Below are 18682 nucleotides of genomic sequence, written 5' to 3'. Positions count from 1 at the left end.
ATTTAATTGTGAGGGTAATTGGCTATTTTTTCAAAGAAAAAATAGCCAATTAAGTAGGATTAAGCCTTTTCTAACTCTTCAGCCAGAAGTTTCGACTCATCACCTCTTGGTTTAGTAAAGCGAGCTAAACCAAGGTAAATAACAGGCGTTAAATAGAGGGTAAATAACACCGCCAGTGCTAAACCGCCAAATACTACCCAACCAATCGCGTTACGAGCCTCAGCCCCTGCACCGGTAGATAAAATAAGTGGTAATGCACCTAATAAAGTTGAAACCAGTGTCATCGCGATTGGACGAAGGCGCACTAGTGCGGCCTCTTCTACCGCCACTCTAACCGAGCGGCCTTGGTCACGTAATTGGTCGGCAAACTCCACCAGCAAGATGGCGTTTTTAGCAATTAGACCAATCAGCATCACTAAACCAATTTGCGAGTAAATGTTTAATGATGTACCTGTTAGATATAACGCTAAAATTGCTGATGTAATACCAAATGGTACAGTGATCATAACAACGATTGCACTATTCACACTTTCAAATTGCGCTGCCAATACCAGAAGAACAATTAAAAAGGCCAATACATAGGTCACTAATACTTCATTGGCGGTTTCTTCAAAGGTTAATGCCTCACCTTTAAACGCCAAGCTGATACCCGCAGGCAGAGATTGCTCTGATATATCACGGATTTTTGTAACCAGCTCAGCAATAGTTACGCCCTCTGGCATTTCCATGCTCAGTTCAATAGCACGGCGCTGCGCGTGGCGCTCAAGCTCTGCTGCAACACCTTCTTCAGTAATGGTTGCCACACTACTTAATGGAACTAATTGACCATTACGGCCACCAACATACAAGTTAGCTAAATCGCTTGGGTTAGTGATAGTTTGGTTTTGTGCTTGCAACATAATCGGGATTGATTGATCACCAATGTTTAAATCGGCAATATCATCACCATTGATTGCAGCACGTAACGTTACGGAGATATCACTGAGCGATACGCCAAGCTCTTCAGCACGACGTCTATCAATATTAACCCGTAATTGTGGCTGTGACGGCTGATATGAAATACGCACAGGTGCCACTTCTGGCACTGCTTTTTCAATTTCAGCAGAAAAGTCTTGCGCAGCTTTAAATATCTCGAGGTAGTCTTGGCCCAATAAGGCAAGCTCAATACCACCGCCTTGACCACGCAAGTTCAAACTATTTGAACCACCTGGGTAACCAGCCGCACCAGGAATATTACCTAAAGGTTCACGTATTTTATTGATAATTTCTTGCTGACTAAAATGACGTTCGTCCCAATGTTTTAGCGGCACAGTAATAAATACAATATTTGGGTCCCACTGCCCAACCACAGTGTAAATAGACTCAATATCACCACTTTCAACATACGGCAGTAAGATATCTTCCATTTGCACCGCTTGTCTGTCCATAAAGTTCAAGCCTACACCATCTGGACCACGAGCAAAAATACGAATTTTACCGCGATCTTCTGTTGGTAATAGCTCATTATCTAGATTGAAATACAGTGCCCCAGAGCCTGCAGCAACCAACAAGCATGCAAAGAAGGTAATCCATGCATGCTCAAGTACACCGTGTATTGTGCGCTTATAAACAGCGGCTAACACATGGCCAACTTTTGCAAATGGATGAAAACCGCCCTGCTTTAATTTCAGTTTTGATGTCAGCGCAGGGACCAAAGACAGCGCAACAAAGCTTGAAATGATCACAGCGCCAGCTAATACCCCACCAAACTCTCTAAATAGTCGCCCTGCTGTTGATGGTAAAAAAGCGATAGGCACAAACACCGCAGCTAATACGGCGGTTGTTGCCACAACAGCAAAGAAAACTTCACGGGTACCAACCACTGCAGCTGCACGACGACCAAGACCTAAGCCCCGCTGACGTTGTATGTTTTCACTTACCACAATGGCATCATCTACAATTAGGCCAGTAGCTAACACGAGTGCAAGCAAGGTAAGAATATTAATTGAGAAACCAAGCGCCCAAATAAGTGCTAAAGAGCCAATTAATGCAACAGGTATCGCAAATGCAGGAACCAGCGTTGCGCGCCATGAGCCAATAAACACCCACAGTGTGATCACCACTAACAGCACGGTTAGTAAAAGTGAGTTAATAACTTCATCAACTGAGCTTCTGATAAACTGAGCATCATCAGAGGTTAAAGTAAATTCCATTTCAGGAAAACGCACTCGCATACGTTCGATTAAAGTTAGCACTTCATCTGAAATTTCAATGGTATTAGATTGCGCCTGACGAATAATTTCCATACCAATCACAGGTGTACCATTCAGCCTCACGAACGAACGCGGATCAGCTGGGCCAAAGTAAACAGCCGCAACATCGCCAATACGGGTATCATCTCGAACGATGATATCGGCTACTTGTTCAGCAGAGATTGACGTTGCATCAGCACGAACGATCACCTGTTGATCGCTTGATTTTAAACTACCCGCAGGTACATCAAAGGGAGCTTGGCGAAGTACGTTGGCAATATCTGGTACCGTAAGGTTAAAGCTGCTTAGCTTAAGTGGGTCGATACGCACTCTAAGCACCCGTTCGCGGTCACCATTTAAGCGAACATCGGCAACTCCAGGAATGGTTAAAAACTGCGGGGCTAAGTCAACATCAACACGCTCTGTCAACGCCTCAAGGGATAAGCTATCACTTGATACCGTTAACGATACAACCGCTTCGGCATCGTTATCGGCTTTAATAATTGATACCCGTTCAACTTCTTCGGGTAACTCTCGCTGCACACGGGCTACCGATTCTCGCGTTTCGTTTGCAGCATCATCTAAATTAACACCGGGGCGAAACTCAACCACAATACGAGCATTGTTTTCTTCACTTTGAGCACGAATCGACTTTACACCACTTACCCTCGCAACTGCCCCTTCGAGCTTGCTAGTTACTTCGGTATCTACGGTCTCCGGTGAACCACCAGGGAAAGACGCTGATACAGTAATACGTGGTCTATCAACATCAGGAAGCTCACGTACTTCAACCCCTGCTATTGCAGCGATACCGGCAATAATAATGAGTAAGTTAAGTACCACAATTAAAACAGGGCGACGTATCGCCATTGATGGCAAGTCTTCCATCATAGGTTGCTGTTTCATCATTACTCCTTGGCTAGCTGCACTTCATTGATGAAATTAAGCTCTTGATTAGGTCTTAGGCGCTGAACGCCTTCTGTCACCAATAAGTCACCTTCGTTTAAGCCACCAGAGACTAGTAAACGCCCTGCTAAACGCTGCTCAATTTTAACATCAACGCGTGTGGCTTTTTTATCGACACTCTTCCATACGTAAGGGCCTGATGCCCCCCACATCATGGCTGCTTCGGGTACTACAGCAAGCTCTTCACCTAGAATATTTATGTGCACACGAAAGCTCATACCCGGCATAAATTGCTGAGCATTATTGTCAAGTTTGGCTTTTGTTCTGAGTGTGCGGGTTTGCGCATTGATACGCGAATCAAGCTCTGCCACCTTAGCCGTGTAAGCTTTATCGCCTAACCAAGGCACCACTTCAACCGATGATTTTTGTTTAAGCACTGAGATAGCGGCTTCTGGGGCATTAAAATTGATATAAAGCTCAGAAATATCATCGATAGTGGCAATGGCTGTTTGGGTTGTGATCCTATCGCCTACTTCGACGTCAGTTAAACCCATAACACCACTGAACGGAGCACGTACTTCACGGTCTTCACGCTCTGTTTTGGCTTGCATTAACTGGACTTTTGCAAGCTCATAAAGTGTTTTCGCATCATCTAAATCACTTTGCGGCACCGCACCACGGGCGTGGCTTTCTTCAAGCCTTTTCATGGTGCGCTCAGCATCTTTTAAAGTAATTTCAGCTTCGATCAACGCTGCTTTTTGTCTACGTGAATCAAGCTCTAATAGTAAGTCACCTTTGGCAACGTTATCGCCTGGTTTAAAGTAAACAGCGGTGACTCTGTCCCCAACGGCTGGGTAAAGAGTGACTGAGTGAATCGCTTCTGCATTACCCACTGCTTTTATCTGTTGTTTAGACTTTTCAACAGACACTGATTCTACAACTACATTAGCCGCCTCAGCGACGGAAACACAACTAATACAGGCAATTAAAGTCCATGTATGTAATTTGCCAATTGTCAAAATTTCACCTAAATAAGAATCGTTTTGATTGTTACGAAGTGTAACAGCTTTGTGATCAATAAAAAGCTGACTTCGTTTAATAAACAATTAGCCAAGGTGAAATAAACCCATACATCGCCTGTGTTTTCTAATTAGAAACGACAATGTGATGAATCGACCTCTTTTAAGTGTGCTTCGCTTGCAATGGTTACCTCTACACAATCAGATTGATTAGTTATTTGTTCCTTTTGAATAGACATAAAAAAACCCCAGACTATGCTGGGGTTTCTATCAACTCATTAAGCTAGCAATTACTGTTGGCGCTGTGCTTCTTTTTGTGCTTTTTTAGCTTCTTTACGCTTACGAAGAACTTCTTGCGCTTCGTTACCGATGTGCCCTTCGCCACGCGCTTGTGCTAACTCGATTTGCTTTTGACGCTCAGCAAAACGGGCACGTTGCTCTTCTGTTAGGCTGTCGTGACAGTGATGACACGATACACCCTCCATGTATTCAGGCTTTTGCTTTTCTTCTTCAGTGATAGGCATACGACATGCGTGACATTGGTCGTAAGAGCCTTTTTGTAAATCGTGATTTACCGCTACACGGTTATCAAATACAAAACACTCACCTTCCCACATGGTTTCTTCTTTTGGTACTTCTTCTAAGTACTTAAGAATACCGCCTTCAAGGTGGAATACTTCGTCAAAGCCTTGCTCTTTCATGTACGCAGTTGATTTTTCACAGCGAATACCACCGGTACAGAACATAGCGACTTTTTTGTGCTTTGCTGGGTCTAGGTTTTCTTTCGCCCATGCTGGGAATTCGCGGAATGTCTTCGTGTTTGGATCAACGGCATTTTGGAAAGTACCGATCTCGATTTCGTAATCGTTACGCGTATCGATAAGAATCACTTCAGGATCTGAAATTAATGCATTCCAATCAGCTGGTTTTACGTATGTACCCACTACTTCACGTGGGTCGATACCTTCAACACCCATAGTTACGATTTCTTTTTTCAGTTTTACCTTAGTACGGTAGAACGGGCATTCATCATCATATGACTCTTTAGTCACAATGTTGTCTAGGTTTGGTTGTGAATCTAACCATGCAAGTAGGTTATCGATACCTTCACGTTTAGCAGAAACAGTACCGTTGATACCTTCAGCCGCAAGTAACAAAGTACCGCGTACTTCATTGTCTTCCATTACTTTTAGTAGTGGTTGGCGAATCGCTTCAAAATCAGGAAGGGCTACAAATTTGTAAAGTGCGCAAACAACAAAGTGCTCGCTAGTTACATTGTCTTTATGAACAGCAGTCATGGTTTTACCTTTTGCTTTAAATGCCCATGTGGGGCGTTAACCGAATCGCAAATCCGGCGCATTGAGGGCGAGTATTTTACGCGAATTAGCGATAATTGCAAAAACTGATGCGAAATAGCTGTGTTTTTACTGTCTCCAAGTGAGGCAAGTGCGTTATAATGAACAGGATTTACAAATTTTGCTCATCGGAGATTACGCATTGCATTTTACTGAACTTGGGATTGATACACGCCTCGAAAAACAACTTGCGCATCAAGGCATCACCCAGCCCACTGACATTCAAGCGCACGCGGTACCAACAGCTATCGCAGGCCATGATATTTTTGCACAGTCAAAAACAGGATCGGGCAAAACGCTGGCGTTTTTATTACCTGCTGTACAGCGCGTAATGAAACAAAAAGCACTCAGTAAACGCGACCCGCGCGTTTTGATCGTTGCGCCTACCCGCGAATTAGCAACCCAAGTGTACAGCCAATTAAGGCTATTAATTGCCGGCACAAACATTAGTGCAGTAAAAGTACTGGGTGGTGAAAACTTTAACGATCAAATTAAAGCGCTTCGTAAAGACCCTCATTTTGTAGTGGGTACTCCGGGGCGTTTAGCTGACCATTTGAGTCAACGCTCATTACAGCTTTCAGGCTTAGAGCTTTTAATTTTTGATGAAGCTGACCGTATTTTAGATTTAGGCTTTACCGATCAAGTTAAAATGATTAACGAGCTTGCTGATCACCGTTTACGCCAAACGTTATTGTTTTCAGCAACCCTTGACCATGCACAAGTTGATGCTTTGTCACGTAACCTTTTACGATCACCAAAACAAATTCTGTTAAGTGCATCAAACGAGCAACATAGTGACATTACTCAGCAACTTTATTTAGCTGATCACTTAGATCACAAAGAAGCCCTACTTGAGCACTTTGTAAAACAAGACAATGTTGGCCAATGCATTATTTTCACCGCAACACGTGCAGATACTCAACGTTTAAGCCAGCTATTAAATGATAAAGGCTTTAAAGCGCAAGCACTTGCGGGTGACTTAACACAGGCTAAGCGTCTTGAAATTATGGATGCCTTTAGCCGTGAAAACTTTAAAATCTTAATCACCACAGATGTTGCATCACGTGGTCTTGATTTATTAAGCGTGACTCACGTTATTAACTTTGACCTACCAAAACATGCTGAAGAGTATGTGCACCGTATTGGTAGAACTGGTCGCGCAGGCTTTAAAGGAACTGCTATTTCGTTAATAGGCCCGAAAGATTGGCCAAGCTACAAAGCAATTAAAGCATTTTTAAATGATGAATTAAGCTTTTTCACCGTTGACGGCCTTGTTGGTAAATTTAAAGGTTTGCGTGAGAAAAAACCAAACACAGTTTGGAAAAAAGCAGAGAAAAAAGTGGCAGCTAAACCTGCAAAACCAAAACGCAAAGCAGCCCCTAAAAAGCCAAAAGCCCCTATTCAAGCACCAATTGATGTAGATGGTTTTGCTCCAATGCGCCGTAAGAAAAAGCCAGAACAGGAATAACAATGAGTATTTTAGGAACCACACAAACCCTTTTCGTTAACGAAATGTCTAACGAAGGTGCTTATTTAGATGGCCGTGATTTAGGCGAAGTATTCTTGCCAAGCAAAGAAATTGATTACGAACTAGAAGCTGGCGACAGCGTTCAAGTATTCATTTACTTAGATCACGCAGGTCACCCAACCGGTACCACAAAAAAACCTTTAGCTGAAGTGGGCGAATATGCCCTACTACGTGTTAAAGCCATCAACAGCACTGGTGCGTTTTTGGATTGGGGCCTCGAAAAAGACGTACTAGCGCCATACAACGAACAAAAGCCAAAAATGAAAGACGGCTTTTCGTATCTTGTACGTTTATACCTAGATAACGCCAGCCAACGTATTTGTGCATCGAGCAACTTTAATAAATTTTTATCGAAAGAAGCACCAACTTACTCAGTAATGGAAGAAGTTGACTTAATCGTTGCCGGTAAAACAGACCTTGGTTACAAAGTACTCGTGAACGAAGCCCACATTGGCGTGGTTTACTACAACACCGTATTTAAAAAGCTATTTGTTGGCCAGCGCTTAAAAGGCTTTATTCAAAAAGTACGTGAAGACGGCAAAATCGACGTACTACTTGAAAAGCCAGGCATGGGCAAAGTAAACGACTTAGGCGAAAAAATCTTAGCAAAATTAAAAGCAGAAGGCGGCGTACTTCACTTAGGTGATAAGTCAGACCCAGAAGCAATTAAAAAGACTTTCTCAACCAGTAAAGCAAACTACAAAAAAGCCATTGGTGGTTTGTTTAAGCAAGGTTTAATTGAGATTGAAGCAACGTCGATTAGATTGAAGTAAGTTGCGAGTTGCGATTTAACAAGTATCTAAAAAGAGTAAAGTGAAAGCTTTACTCTTTTTTTATTCTTATTGGTTTTATAGTTTTAACGTACGTTTGCCGTCAATTTTCAAACGGTAATCTGAGCTAATTGTATTTAGGTCTGAAGTGAGACTACTTCGGATGAAGCATAAATATGTAACGTCACTTCAGATGAAATAAAACAGTGAATTATAATTAACGAAAAAACTTAACAAAGCAATTTATATTTTCTTTTTAGATATTTTATCTACTTTAATTGATATTTAAAAAGTTTCTATAACTTGGGTGAACTGACCAAGTTATATCATTATCCTTATTCGCTTGAGAATAAAAAAGGTCTGGATCGTCAGAGTAAAACGTAAAATTTTGTTGGTTATCAGGCAACTTTGAAATTAACCCCGTTTTATACATAAAGTGCCCTAAATCAATTGGAGCAATGTAAGGTTTCCCATCTATGTGTGGTATATCAGATGCCGCTCTACCTTTAACAAATTTCGTATCAAACACAATTTCTAAATCAGAAAGTTTATATTCTTTTTGCCCTGCTCTCAAAGAATCAATAAGATTTTCAAGCTCTGGAAATTGATGAATATGCTCTTTTATTAAATCATCACGCCTATTTTGACCAAACTTAGTTAAAATTTCATTTATTTGCTTCAATGATACTTTGCATCGACTTTTATGTGCTTGGTTAGCCGCCATCCGACATAGTTGGCCCATAGACCTTGGTCGATGATTAGAAAATGCATTTATAGCATCAAAAACAGGCCGCTCTTTACCCGACCATTTAATGGGAGATAAGAAGACTAACCCAATTAGTTTATTATAATCTTTGTCAAGTTTATATTTGGCTTCAAGGGATTCGGGGTGTTTTCTTTTTACGTAAGATAATATTTTTTTAGCTAACATGTCTCTCATTTGCCGTTTAGTCCACGCAATATTAATTATGTACTGATCCCATTTATCTAAATCTTCTACATGTCTTAAATTAGTCCAAACATCTGATCGCACAGTAGTTCTAATATTCAGATTTTTTACGTCATGGCATAGACTTCTTATTGCACTAAAAAAAGAACTGATTCGATGTTGATAATCTTCACTATCAATATATTTAGCATCAATATCATCAACCAAAACCCAAATCTTCTTATCGCTATTAGCCTCTAGGTAATTAGTTAATAAGCGCTCAAGGTTTTCAGGTTTGAAACCCGTAGCTTCTACTGACATCAAAGGAATCTTTCCTTTGATTCTTGATATTAACCCGCCAATCAGGTTTTTACTTTTCATTCCTTCTAACTCTGAAATTTCTACCATTGAAATCTCATCACTAGTGAAAGCAAAATTTAATTTTTTACCAATGTGGATATTTATCTCTTTACATATAATCTGCTTCCAGTAATTTTCTAAATAAGCAGGATCTTTTCCTGCAAAATCACCTAACCCTAAAAGTGAATTTCCAGTGACCCTAACAACTATTGGCTTTCCCAACTCTTCTTTATTTGTTAAATCAAAATCCAATTTTGATAGTAGCGTAGACTTTCCCATTCCTTTGCGCGCACTAACTACACTTAAACGATTATCAACATCATAAAATTCATCAAAATCATCATTTTCAATGAAATAAGAATTTAGTACCTCTTGTAATTCATCTTCACCTGCGTCATTCCCAAATAATGACTTATCATTCAGTTTAATTCTTAACATTTATTATAATTTCCCTATCAATTACTTGTGACTTTTCAAACAAAAATAGTGTTAAATTGTTTAGCTAATAATTTCATCTAAAAACACCTTTGTAAACAAATAATTAAGATTACATATGACTATTTTCTTTATTTATCAGAAAGGCTTTACCTAAGAATGTTATAGCAACAATATAAAGATTTTAATTAATCAGGTTAAAGCCAAAATAAAGAATTTCACTTTGTTGACTCCCAAAGCCTTCTTCTCGCTTGTAATTAAGCTTCCTATATCTGACATTCGAAACCCAATTAATATAAAATTTAAAATTAGATAAAACTGCTTGAGTAAAATTTATAAACTAGAAAGATTAAAAAACATCAACGCAGCCGTGTAATCGAAGTATTTATATTACTAATTAACTCCACAGGAACCACTAAAACAGTTTAGTTATTGCAGATTTTAGCTTGTGAGGATACAGCAGGATATAAAAATTGGACTACTAAAAAATTTTTGGCCTAAATCTGTATAATGAAACACAAAACAAAAAATTATTTGTATGCGTTTATAATATTGAAATTAGTTCTATTTCACGACCCTAATAAAAGGTGGTAGACGGCGTCCATTTACAGTTTGAGTCTCTTGCTCAAGAAACTCTTTTCGAGCATTATCCAATAAAGCTTCTAATGTATTGAGGAAATACTCTGAAAGCTGTTCAATAGTTTGAGCCTTAAGTTCATTGTCATCAGGGACTGGCAATTCATTAAAATGCTGAGTTACTTCTGCAACGCTAGATGGTATTTCTACATAATATTTCTCTTTTGTTCCATCTGGTAACTCAACCTCAAAGCCACTTCCACCCAGTTGATCTCCAATAAAAAACCCAACAGTTCCTGGCGGCTGTTTATATTTAGAGATCATATCAGAGGAAAAGTTATGGATACGCGCAGATGAAGAAACTGGTAAACGTCCTTGTTTTTCTAGTTCATTTCGTAGCTTTACAAAATATTTCATTACGACATCTTGCTTCATAGATTCTTGGTGAGGTTCATACCAACTATCAAATCTATCTTTACCAATAACTGACTTTAGATTTTGAAGTACAAAAGTTACAGAACGGCCAAATACAATAAGGTTCCTTAAACCAGTAAAACGTCTAACCTTATTTTTGGAAACTAGGTCGTCAAAACCATGTTTTGCTGTTTCTAGGGTTTGTTCAGTTCGGACTAAAACTTCACTAATAGATTCCATATTCCCTCATATTAATAACTATTTAGCTTAATGGGACAAATAGTATTTATTGAATAATTACTTGTGAGACTGCGCTGCCACCAGTTCGATATGTCTTTGTTGGTGGTCTATATACTATATAAATTGCTTTTTAGAGGCTTAGAATTCCCTAGCTAGATTAATAACTTTAACTAATGCTCTTGTACAACTTAGTAAATATTATTTATACATTACACCTAAACTAGGCTAAATAAGCAACTATAATTTTACATTGTATAAAGGCTCCTTTCGTATCAGTTAAGTAAGTACCTAATTTATTCTAAGTATTTCATCACATAAAAAAGAGCATTGTATCTAGCGCGATATAAATCACGCATACAATGCTCTTTAGAGACTATTTTAAAATAACGAGCTTATTTTAGTGAGTCGTTAATTTCTTTTAGTGTTGCAACTGGGTCTGGCGATTGGGTGATTGGGCGGCCTACAACTAAATAGTCGCTGCCATCTTCAACGGCTTGTTTTGGTGTCATGATGCGTTTTTGGTCGCCTGCATCACTGCCTGCTGGGCGAATACCCGGAGTAACCAGTTTAAAGTCTGCGCCTAGTTCTGCTTTTAGCTTTTTCGCTTCTTGTGCTGAGCACACTACCCCGTCAAGACCTGATTCTTTAGCAAGCTTTGCTAGGTAAATTACTTGCTCTTCTGGTGTTTTATCTACACCTAAACGAGTAAGCTCTGCGGCATCCATACTAGTAAGTACAGTTACTGCAATCAATAACGGTGCGTCATCACCAAACTGCTCTAAAGCTTGTTTTGCTTTGGTCATCATTTCAACGCCGCCAGAGGCATGCACGTTAACCATCCACACACCCATTTTTGCAGCTGCTGTTACAGCTTTAGCCACTGTGTTTGGAATATCGTGAAATTTTAGGTCTAAGAATACATCAAAACCTAAGTCGATTAGTTCCTTAACAAAGCTAGGACCAAAATACGTGAACATTTCTTTGCCTACTTTAAGGCGACACGTATCAGGCGATAATTGCTTTACAAACGCAAGAGCTGTTTGTTGATCATCATAATCAAGGGCAATTAATACTTTTTTTGAATCTTCGACAGACATAACTTTCCTAAAAACTAATGGGCTAATATGAATTAAAAACCGTCTATGCCACGGCTTGGAACAATTGTTTCCCAGTGCTTACAAGATGGACATACCCAATAAATGGTATGACTGGTAAAGCCACAGTGTTGGCACTGAAAATCAGGTTTGGTTGCGATATAAGACGTAACTAGCTTATCAATTTGATCGAGTACATCTTTAATATCGTTGTTTTGTTTGGCAAGTAGCTGTAATAAAAAGCTAAAGCCACGAATAGTCGGATGACGCTTTAAACTATCCGTTAAAAATTTAATTGCTTGCTCGATGTGCCCTTGCTCAAGTAACGCTTGGCAGTGTTTTATTTTTATTAATACGCCACCTTTATCGAGCAGTTCATTGAGTAATTCGTAAAACTGATGCGTTAAATTGAGCTTTTGATAACTTAGCGCTAATTCTTCAATAAATACCGGCGCAAAAAACGTGAACTGGCTAATCAGCTCACGCCAATAGTAAATTGCTTTTACATAATCTTCTTTGGTGAAAGCACTGTGACCAAGCTCATACAATGGGCGAATTGCTTTATAGTTTAAGCTAATAGCTTTACGCATAATTTGCGTATCGTTATCTTGTAACGCTGCTTCACAGTAAAAATTGGCAATCGCTTTTACATGCTGAGGTTTAGTGAACAACTCACTGTGGGCCTCGTACATGTTAATGCCCTTTTCCCATTCACGGGTTTGTGAATAAAGATTAATAATAGGCTCTAACGCTTCTTTATAGCCTGCCTTAACAAGCCATACTAAATGCTCTTCTGCACCATCTAACAAGCCTGCCATAATGTAGTCTTCAGCGAGTTCTAAGCGGCTGGTTGCAGCTTGTTGCTCATCAAGACTTGGATGTTTTAATAGCAGCTCATGAATTTTAATAGCGCGGTCAAGTTCGCCACGGCGGCGGAACATAGTTGCAAGCGTTGAATAGTGTTCAACAGAATCAGCGGCAACTTCGAGTAGATTAATAAGGTGCTCTAAGCCTTGGTCTTCTTCTCTGTCTAAGAGAAATTTAAGGCCTTTGGAATATTCAGAGGTAATTTGGCGATTAAGCTGATGAGCTTGGTTTTTAGCGCTGTTTTTACCCATTATCCAACCGTAACCGGCTGCAACGGGTAAAAGTAAAAACAGAAGCTCAATCATGATTAGGTGTCTTTATTAGCAACAAGCTTTTTATTGTTTTTTTCAGGCGCTAATTTTTTCTTTAAGCGATAATTTTGCCACTTTAACTGAGAAAACAGTGTAAAGCTTATAAAACAACCAATTGCGACACCTAAAATAAAGCAGATACTTATTACAACAGCTAGGGGCAAAGTATTACTCGCGATTAAATAATTGATTTGCACCAATTGTGGATTCTGTGAACCAAGTACAAACGCAATAAATAAACACAGCGCAATTAATACAATTTTTAATACCCTAAACAAGTAACTACTCCTGTATAAAACTAGGCAATACTCGCATTTACGCGGTCACGTAATTCTTTACCTGGTTTAAAATGTGGTACGTGCTTACCGTCTAACTCAACTGTTTCGCCAGTCTTTGGATTACGACCTGTGCGAGGAGAACGGTAATGCAATGAGAAACTTCCAAAGCCACGGATCTCGATGCGATCTGAGCTAGATAATGAGCCGGCCATTTGTTCAAGAATTTCTTTAACGGCATTTTCAACATCTTTCACAGGGATGTGTGCGTGTTGCTCGGCAAGTTGTTCTATCAATTCTGACTTAGTCATAGCGTTTCCTTAAAGAGTGGTAAAGGAAGGGCAAAACTGCCCTTCCAATTTTAAAAGACTAGATATTAGTCTTTTTGAGCATTTTTGAATGCTGCAGCCATAGCGTTTTCGAACGCTGGCTCTTCTTTCTTAAGCTTCTCTAGTACTTCTTTCTCTTCTGCTTCGAAAAGAGCTTTAACAGATAAGCTTAAAGTGCGGTTCTTACGATCAACACCAACGTATTTCGCTTCGATTTCGTCGCCTGCAGAAACTACAGTAGTAGCATCTTCAACACGCTCTTGAGCGATATCAGCTACACGGATGTAACCTTCAACGCCTTCGATTAGCTCAACAGTTGCGCCTTTCGCATCAACTTCAGTCACTTTACCTTTAACAATAGCACCTTTTTTGTTTGCGTCCAGGTAGTTATTGAATGGGTCAGCTTCGATTTGTTTAACGCCTAGAGAGATACGCTCACGCTCTGGGTCAACTTGTAATACGATAGCAGTGATTTCGTCGCCTTTCTTGAATTCACGTACAGCTTCTTCGCCTGGCGTGTTCCAAGAAATGTCTGAAAGGTGAACAAGACCGTCAATACCGCCTTCAAGACCGATGAAGATACCAAAGTCAGTGATTGATTTGATCTTACCAGTAACTTGGTCGCCTTTGTTTTGTAGACGAGCAAATTCTTGCCATGGGTTAGCAATACATTGCTTAAGACCAAGAGAAATACGACGACGCTCTTCGTCGATTTCAAGAACCATAACTTCAACAGTGTCACCTAGTGAAACAACTTTTGAAGGGTGGATGTTCTTGTTAGTCCAATCCATTTCAGAAACGTGTACTAGACCTTCTACGCCTTCTTCGATTTCAACGAAACAACCGTAGTCAGTAAGGTTAGTTACACGACCAGAAAGCTTAGAACCTTCTGGGTAACGACCAGCGATAGCTGCCCATGGATCTTCGCCAAGCTGTTTAAGGCCTAGAGATACACGAGTCTTTTCTTTGTCGAATTTAAGAACTTTAACTGCGATTTCGTCGCCAACATTAACGATTTCTGAAGGGTGCTTAACACGCTTCCACGCCATGTCTGTGATGTGTAGTAGACCGTCAACACCACCAAGGTCAACGAACGCACCGTAGTCTGTAAGGTTCTTAACGATACCTTTAACTTCTTGACCTTCAACAAGGTTAGCAAGAAGTTCTTCACGCTCTTGTGAGTTCTCTGATTCGATAACTGCACGGCGAGAAACAACAACGTTGTTACGTTTTTGGTCAAGCTTGATTACTTTGAACTCAAGCTCTTTACCTTCAAGGTGAGTTGTGTCACGTACTGGACGAACATCAACAAGTGAACCAGGTAGGAAGGCACGGATTGAATCAACTTCAACAGTGAAACCGCCTTTAACTTTACCGTTGATAACACCAGTAACAGTCTCTTGCTCTTCACATGCTTTTTCTAAGCGGATCCACGCTTCGTGACGCTTCGCTTTCTCACGAGAAAGGATAGTTTCACCGAAACCGTCTTCGATTGCGTCTAAAGCAACATCTACTTCGTCGCCAACAGCAACTTCTAGTTCACCAGCAGCATTTTTGAATTGCTCAGCAGGGATTGCACTTTCAGATTTAAGACCAGCATCAACAAGTACGATGTTGTTCTCGATTGAGATAACAGTACCTTTAACGATAGAGCCTTGCTCTGCTTCAAAACCCTTAAGGCTTTCTTCAAATAACTGCGCAAAATTTTCTGACATTATACGTCTCTAAATAATTAAATAACCAATTAGCAACCATGCTGCATGGGGTTGTTAAAATAGCACTGGCTTCCTGCCGGCACCTTAATAAATTACTTTTAAGCTTTTGGAAGCTTTCCTGCAAGTACTGCTTCGTCGAGTAAAGTTACTACTTTATCAAACACTTGCATTGCATTGAGCTCGCTAGTATCGAGCTCAATGGCGTCTTCTGCAGGAACAAGCGGCGCAACTTCACGCGTCATATCACGGTGATCGCGAGCTTTTATGTCCTCAAGTAGACCACTTAGTGTAACATCAAGACCGCGTTCGTTCAACTCAGCAAAGCGACGACGAGCGCGCTCTTCAGCTGATGCGGTTAAATAAATCTTCAATGGTGCATCTGGGAACACAACTGTGCCCATGTCACGACCATCGGCAATTAAGCCGCTCTCAGTACGAAACGCACGTTGACGACGTAATAATGCTTCTCTCACCCGTGGTAATGCAGCAATCTTTGATGCCGCAGCACCCACTTCTTCGTTACGAATTGTGGTTGTGACGTCTTCGCCTTCCAAGACAATTTTAGAAGTATGCGTTTGGCTATCGACCAAAAACTGTACATCTAAGTTTGCAGCTAGCGGAACTAGCGCATCTTCATTATCTAGTTCAATTTGATGATGAAGCGCTGCAAGTGACAGCACACGGTAAATCGCTCCACTGTCTAATACATCCCAACCTAATTTCTCGGCTAACAAGCGACAAACAGTTCCTTTACCTGAACCACTTGGGCCATCGATGGTGATTACGGGCATTGATAACGCCTGCATTTATAACCTCCTGCAATGCACACCAAAATAAAACCGCGATATTATACGCCAGTTCTAGAAATAGATCCGCATTTAGAATGTAACTTTTTATATTTTCTTCTGTTTTATTGACTTGAGACAGACTCTAGTACTTTGAAAAACGTTGGAAAAGTTTTGTATGTACACTTAGGATCGTTAATGGTTATCGGCTTTCCGCCAACGGCAACCATTGCAAAACACATGGCAATACGGTGATCGTTATAGGTATCAATCGCTACATCGTTAAAAGTGTCTGGTGGTGTAATTTCGATGAAATCTTCACCTTCAACCACTTCTGCGCCAACTTTACGAAGCTCTGTCGCCATGGCATATAAACGATCTGTTTCTTTTACACGCCAGTTATAGATATTACGAATTGCTGTTTTACCTTTTGCAAAAAGCGCAACAGTGGCGAGTGTCATTGCCGCATCAGGGATTGCATTGGCATCAATATCAACCGCGTTTAGCTCGCCTTTACGAACCACTAGCTTTTCATCGTACCAATCGATTTTGGCGCCTACTTGTTCCATCACTTTGGCAAAACCAATATCACCTTGAACAGATGCCGCACCTACCCCGTTAATTTCAATTTCGCCACCTGCTATTGCAGCCGCCGCAACAAAATAAGAGGCGCTTGATGCATCACCTTCAACCATAATGCGCTCAAGTGCTTGATACTGCTGACAGCCTTTAACGTAAAATGTTTCGTAATTGTCATGGCTTACAGTAACGCCAAAGCGCTTCATTACACCTAGAGTAATATCAATGTAAGGCTTTGATACCAGCGTGCCTTTAATGGTGATTTCTGTATCGCCATTAAATAATGGTGCTGCCATTAGTAGCGCTGTTAAGAACTGGCTAGAAATGCTGCCATCAATTTCAACTTTGCCACCGTTGATTTTGCCGCCTTTAATGGCCAGTGGTGGATAATCTTTATGCTTAAGGTATTCAACATCACCACCCAGTGCTTGCAGTGCATCTACCAAGTGGCCGATTGGGCGCTCTTCCATACGCGGCTCACCCACCAGCTGGTACTCGCCTTCTACAGCAGCTAAAACCGCTGTTAGTGGACGATAAGCAGTTCCGGCATTACCTAAAAATAGTGGCTCACTCGGAGTTTTAAATTTACCTGCAACACCCTCTACGGTGGCCACTGTTTTATCTTCGTTAAGCGATACATTTACGCCTAGAAGATTTAATGCACCTAACATGTGACGAATGTCATCACTATCTAGTAGGTTTTCAACAACCGTTGTGCCCTCTGCAAGAGCAGCAAGCAGTAAGATACGGTTTGATAAACTTTTTGAGCCAGGCAGTGTCACACTACCATTTACCTTTGCAATCGGTTCAAGACGAAGCTGTTCCATAATTAGCTGTTCTCCTTGGCGAATTTTTCCATAAAATTAACCAAGGCTTGAACACCTTCAAGTGGCATCGCATTATAAATGCTTGCGCGCATACCACCGACAATACGGTGACCTTCAAGGGCTAATAAGCCTGCTTCTTTTGACTCACTAATGAATTTATCATTCAGTGATTCGTCGTTTAACCAAAACGGAACGTTCATGCGCGAACGGCAATGCTTAGCAACTTTATTGCTGTAAAAACCTGAGCTATCAATGTAGCTGTAAAGAAGTTCTGCTTTTGCGATGTTTTGTTCTTCCATCGCTTTAACGCCGCCGTTTGCTTCTAGCCATTCAAAAACTTCAGCAGCTAAGTACCACGCAAATGTCGGTGGTGTGTTATACATGCTGCCTTGTTTTGCTTCTAATGCGTAATCAAGAATACCTGGCTTTGCCAGACCTTCACGCTCAAGAAGCGTTTTGCGAACAATAACAATTGATAAACCAGATGGGCCAATATTTTTTTGTGCGCCAGCGTAAATAAGATCAAACTGATTTACGTCAAACTCACGCGATAAAATAGTTGATGACATATCAGCCACAATCGGTGCTGATGGGTGTGATGGTACGTCAAAAATTTCAATGCCATCGATGGTTTCATTCGGACAATAGTGAATGTATGACGCATCAGCAGGTAATTCCCAGCTGCTTGCTGGTTTTATAGAGAACTGGCCATTTTGCTGCTCATCATCACGTACATTGATGCTTTCAACTGCAGTGAATTTTGCCGCTTCTGAAGTAGCCCCTTTAGACCACACACCGTTTTCACAGTACACGGCTGGCTTATCATCAAGGTGAAGATTCAGTGGCACAGCACTGAATTGACCACGGCCACCGCCGTGCATAAATAACACTTCAAACTCATCGCTAATATTCATTAAACGACGCAGGCTTGCTTCACATTTAGTGGTAAGCGCTAAAAAGTCGCTGCTGCGATGGCTAATTTCCATCACAGAGACACCTAAACCTTGCCAATCTATAAATTCTTTTTGTGCTTTTTGCATAACTGCCGGCGGTAGCATTGCCGGTCCTGCACAAAAATTATACTTAGTCATTACTTTGCCTCATTCCAGTAATTATAGTGCGGATAAAAAAAGCGGCC

15 protein-coding genes are annotated in these 18682 nt (G+C 40.7%); 2 read left to right on the top strand and 13 right to left on the bottom strand.

What is annotated here, in order from left to right; all coding sequences use genetic code 11:
• Positions 1-59 precede the first annotated feature (59 nt).
• The 3 genes from L1272_RS15985 to trhO all read right to left on the bottom strand — a co-directional run bounded on the left by L1272_RS15985 (position 60) and on the right by trhO (position 5454).
• Complete coding sequence (locus L1272_RS15985) at positions 60-3137, bottom strand: efflux RND transporter permease subunit (protein WP_138601366.1); 3078 nt, start codon at positions 3135-3137, stop codon at positions 60-62.
• Between the two features lie 2 nt (positions 3138-3139).
• The gene (locus L1272_RS15980; protein WP_268841509.1) at positions 3140-4156 is read right to left on the bottom strand and encodes an efflux RND transporter periplasmic adaptor subunit; all 1017 of its coding nucleotides are present in this window, start codon (positions 4154-4156) and stop codon (positions 3140-3142) included.
• A 290-nt stretch (positions 4157-4446) separates the two neighbouring features.
• Positions 4447-5454, bottom strand: coding sequence for an oxygen-dependent tRNA uridine(34) hydroxylase TrhO (gene trhO / locus L1272_RS15975; protein ID WP_166340207.1), 1008 nt, complete (start codon positions 5452-5454; stop codon positions 4447-4449).
• Positions 5455-5653: 199 nt separating this feature from the next.
• Between trhO and L1272_RS15970 the strand changes: the two genes are divergently transcribed.
• Entirely contained in the window at positions 5654-6979 is a 1326-nt protein-coding gene (locus L1272_RS15970; RefSeq protein WP_235373843.1) for a DEAD/DEAH box helicase, read from the top strand.
• 2 nt (positions 6980-6981) lie between these two features.
• Entirely contained in the window at positions 6982-7812 is an 831-nt protein-coding gene (locus tag L1272_RS15965; RefSeq protein WP_199529659.1) for a CvfB family protein, read from the top strand.
• A 271-nt stretch (positions 7813-8083) separates the two neighbouring features.
• Here L1272_RS15965 and L1272_RS15960 read toward each other — a convergent pair whose 3' ends face one another.
• The 10 genes from L1272_RS15960 to serC form a co-directional block, all read right to left on the bottom strand.
• Entirely contained in the window at positions 8084-9535 is a 1452-nt protein-coding gene (locus tag L1272_RS15960) for a P-loop ATPase, Sll1717 family (RefSeq protein WP_055197233.1), read from the bottom strand.
• Positions 9536-10096: 561 nt separating this feature from the next.
• A complete protein-coding gene (locus L1272_RS15955) occupies positions 10097-10762 on the bottom strand; it encodes a hypothetical protein (RefSeq protein WP_235373836.1) in 666 nt (221 codons plus the stop codon).
• Between the two features lie 392 nt (positions 10763-11154).
• Positions 11155-11859, bottom strand: coding sequence for an orotidine-5'-phosphate decarboxylase (pyrF, locus tag L1272_RS15950; protein ID WP_235373835.1), 705 nt, complete (start codon positions 11857-11859; stop codon positions 11155-11157).
• A 32-nt stretch (positions 11860-11891) separates the two neighbouring features.
• Positions 11892-13028: a lipopolysaccharide assembly protein LapB gene (gene lapB, locus L1272_RS15945; protein WP_235373834.1), complete on the bottom strand. Its 1137-nt coding sequence runs from the start codon at positions 13026-13028 to the stop codon at positions 11892-11894.
• 2 nt (positions 13029-13030) lie between these two features.
• Positions 13031-13312: a lipopolysaccharide assembly protein LapA domain-containing protein gene (locus tag L1272_RS15940; protein WP_054551349.1), complete on the bottom strand. Its 282-nt coding sequence runs from the start codon at positions 13310-13312 to the stop codon at positions 13031-13033.
• Between the two features lie 20 nt (positions 13313-13332).
• Positions 13333-13620 carry an integration host factor subunit beta gene (gene ihfB, locus L1272_RS15935; RefSeq protein WP_036968575.1) on the bottom strand — a complete coding sequence of 96 codons (288 nt, stop codon included), beginning with the start codon at positions 13618-13620 and terminating at the stop codon, positions 13333-13335.
• Between the two features lie 65 nt (positions 13621-13685).
• The gene (gene rpsA, locus L1272_RS15930; protein WP_054551350.1) at positions 13686-15353 is read right to left on the bottom strand and encodes a 30S ribosomal protein S1; all 1668 of its coding nucleotides are present in this window, start codon (positions 15351-15353) and stop codon (positions 13686-13688) included.
• Positions 15354-15451: 98 nt separating this feature from the next.
• On the bottom strand, positions 15452-16159 hold the full coding sequence (gene cmk, locus L1272_RS15925; RefSeq protein WP_058585079.1) for a (d)CMP kinase: 708 nt from the start codon (positions 16157-16159) through the stop codon (positions 15452-15454).
• A 104-nt stretch (positions 16160-16263) separates the two neighbouring features.
• Positions 16264-17544, bottom strand: coding sequence for a 3-phosphoshikimate 1-carboxyvinyltransferase (aroA, locus tag L1272_RS15920; protein WP_235373833.1), 1281 nt, complete (start codon positions 17542-17544; stop codon positions 16264-16266).
• 2 nt (positions 17545-17546) lie between these two features.
• On the bottom strand, positions 17547-18635 hold the full coding sequence (gene serC / locus L1272_RS15915; RefSeq protein WP_235373832.1) for a 3-phosphoserine/phosphohydroxythreonine transaminase: 1089 nt from the start codon (positions 18633-18635) through the stop codon (positions 17547-17549).
• Positions 18636-18682 lie beyond the last annotated feature (47 nt).

It is taken from the genome of Pseudoalteromonas sp. PAST1, assembly GCF_021532515.1.
Classification (GTDB): Bacteria; Pseudomonadota; Gammaproteobacteria; order Enterobacterales; family Alteromonadaceae; genus Pseudoalteromonas; species Pseudoalteromonas simplex.
Note: the sequence above shows the minus strand (reverse complement) of the source record. Positions and strands in the feature narration are given on the sequence as shown.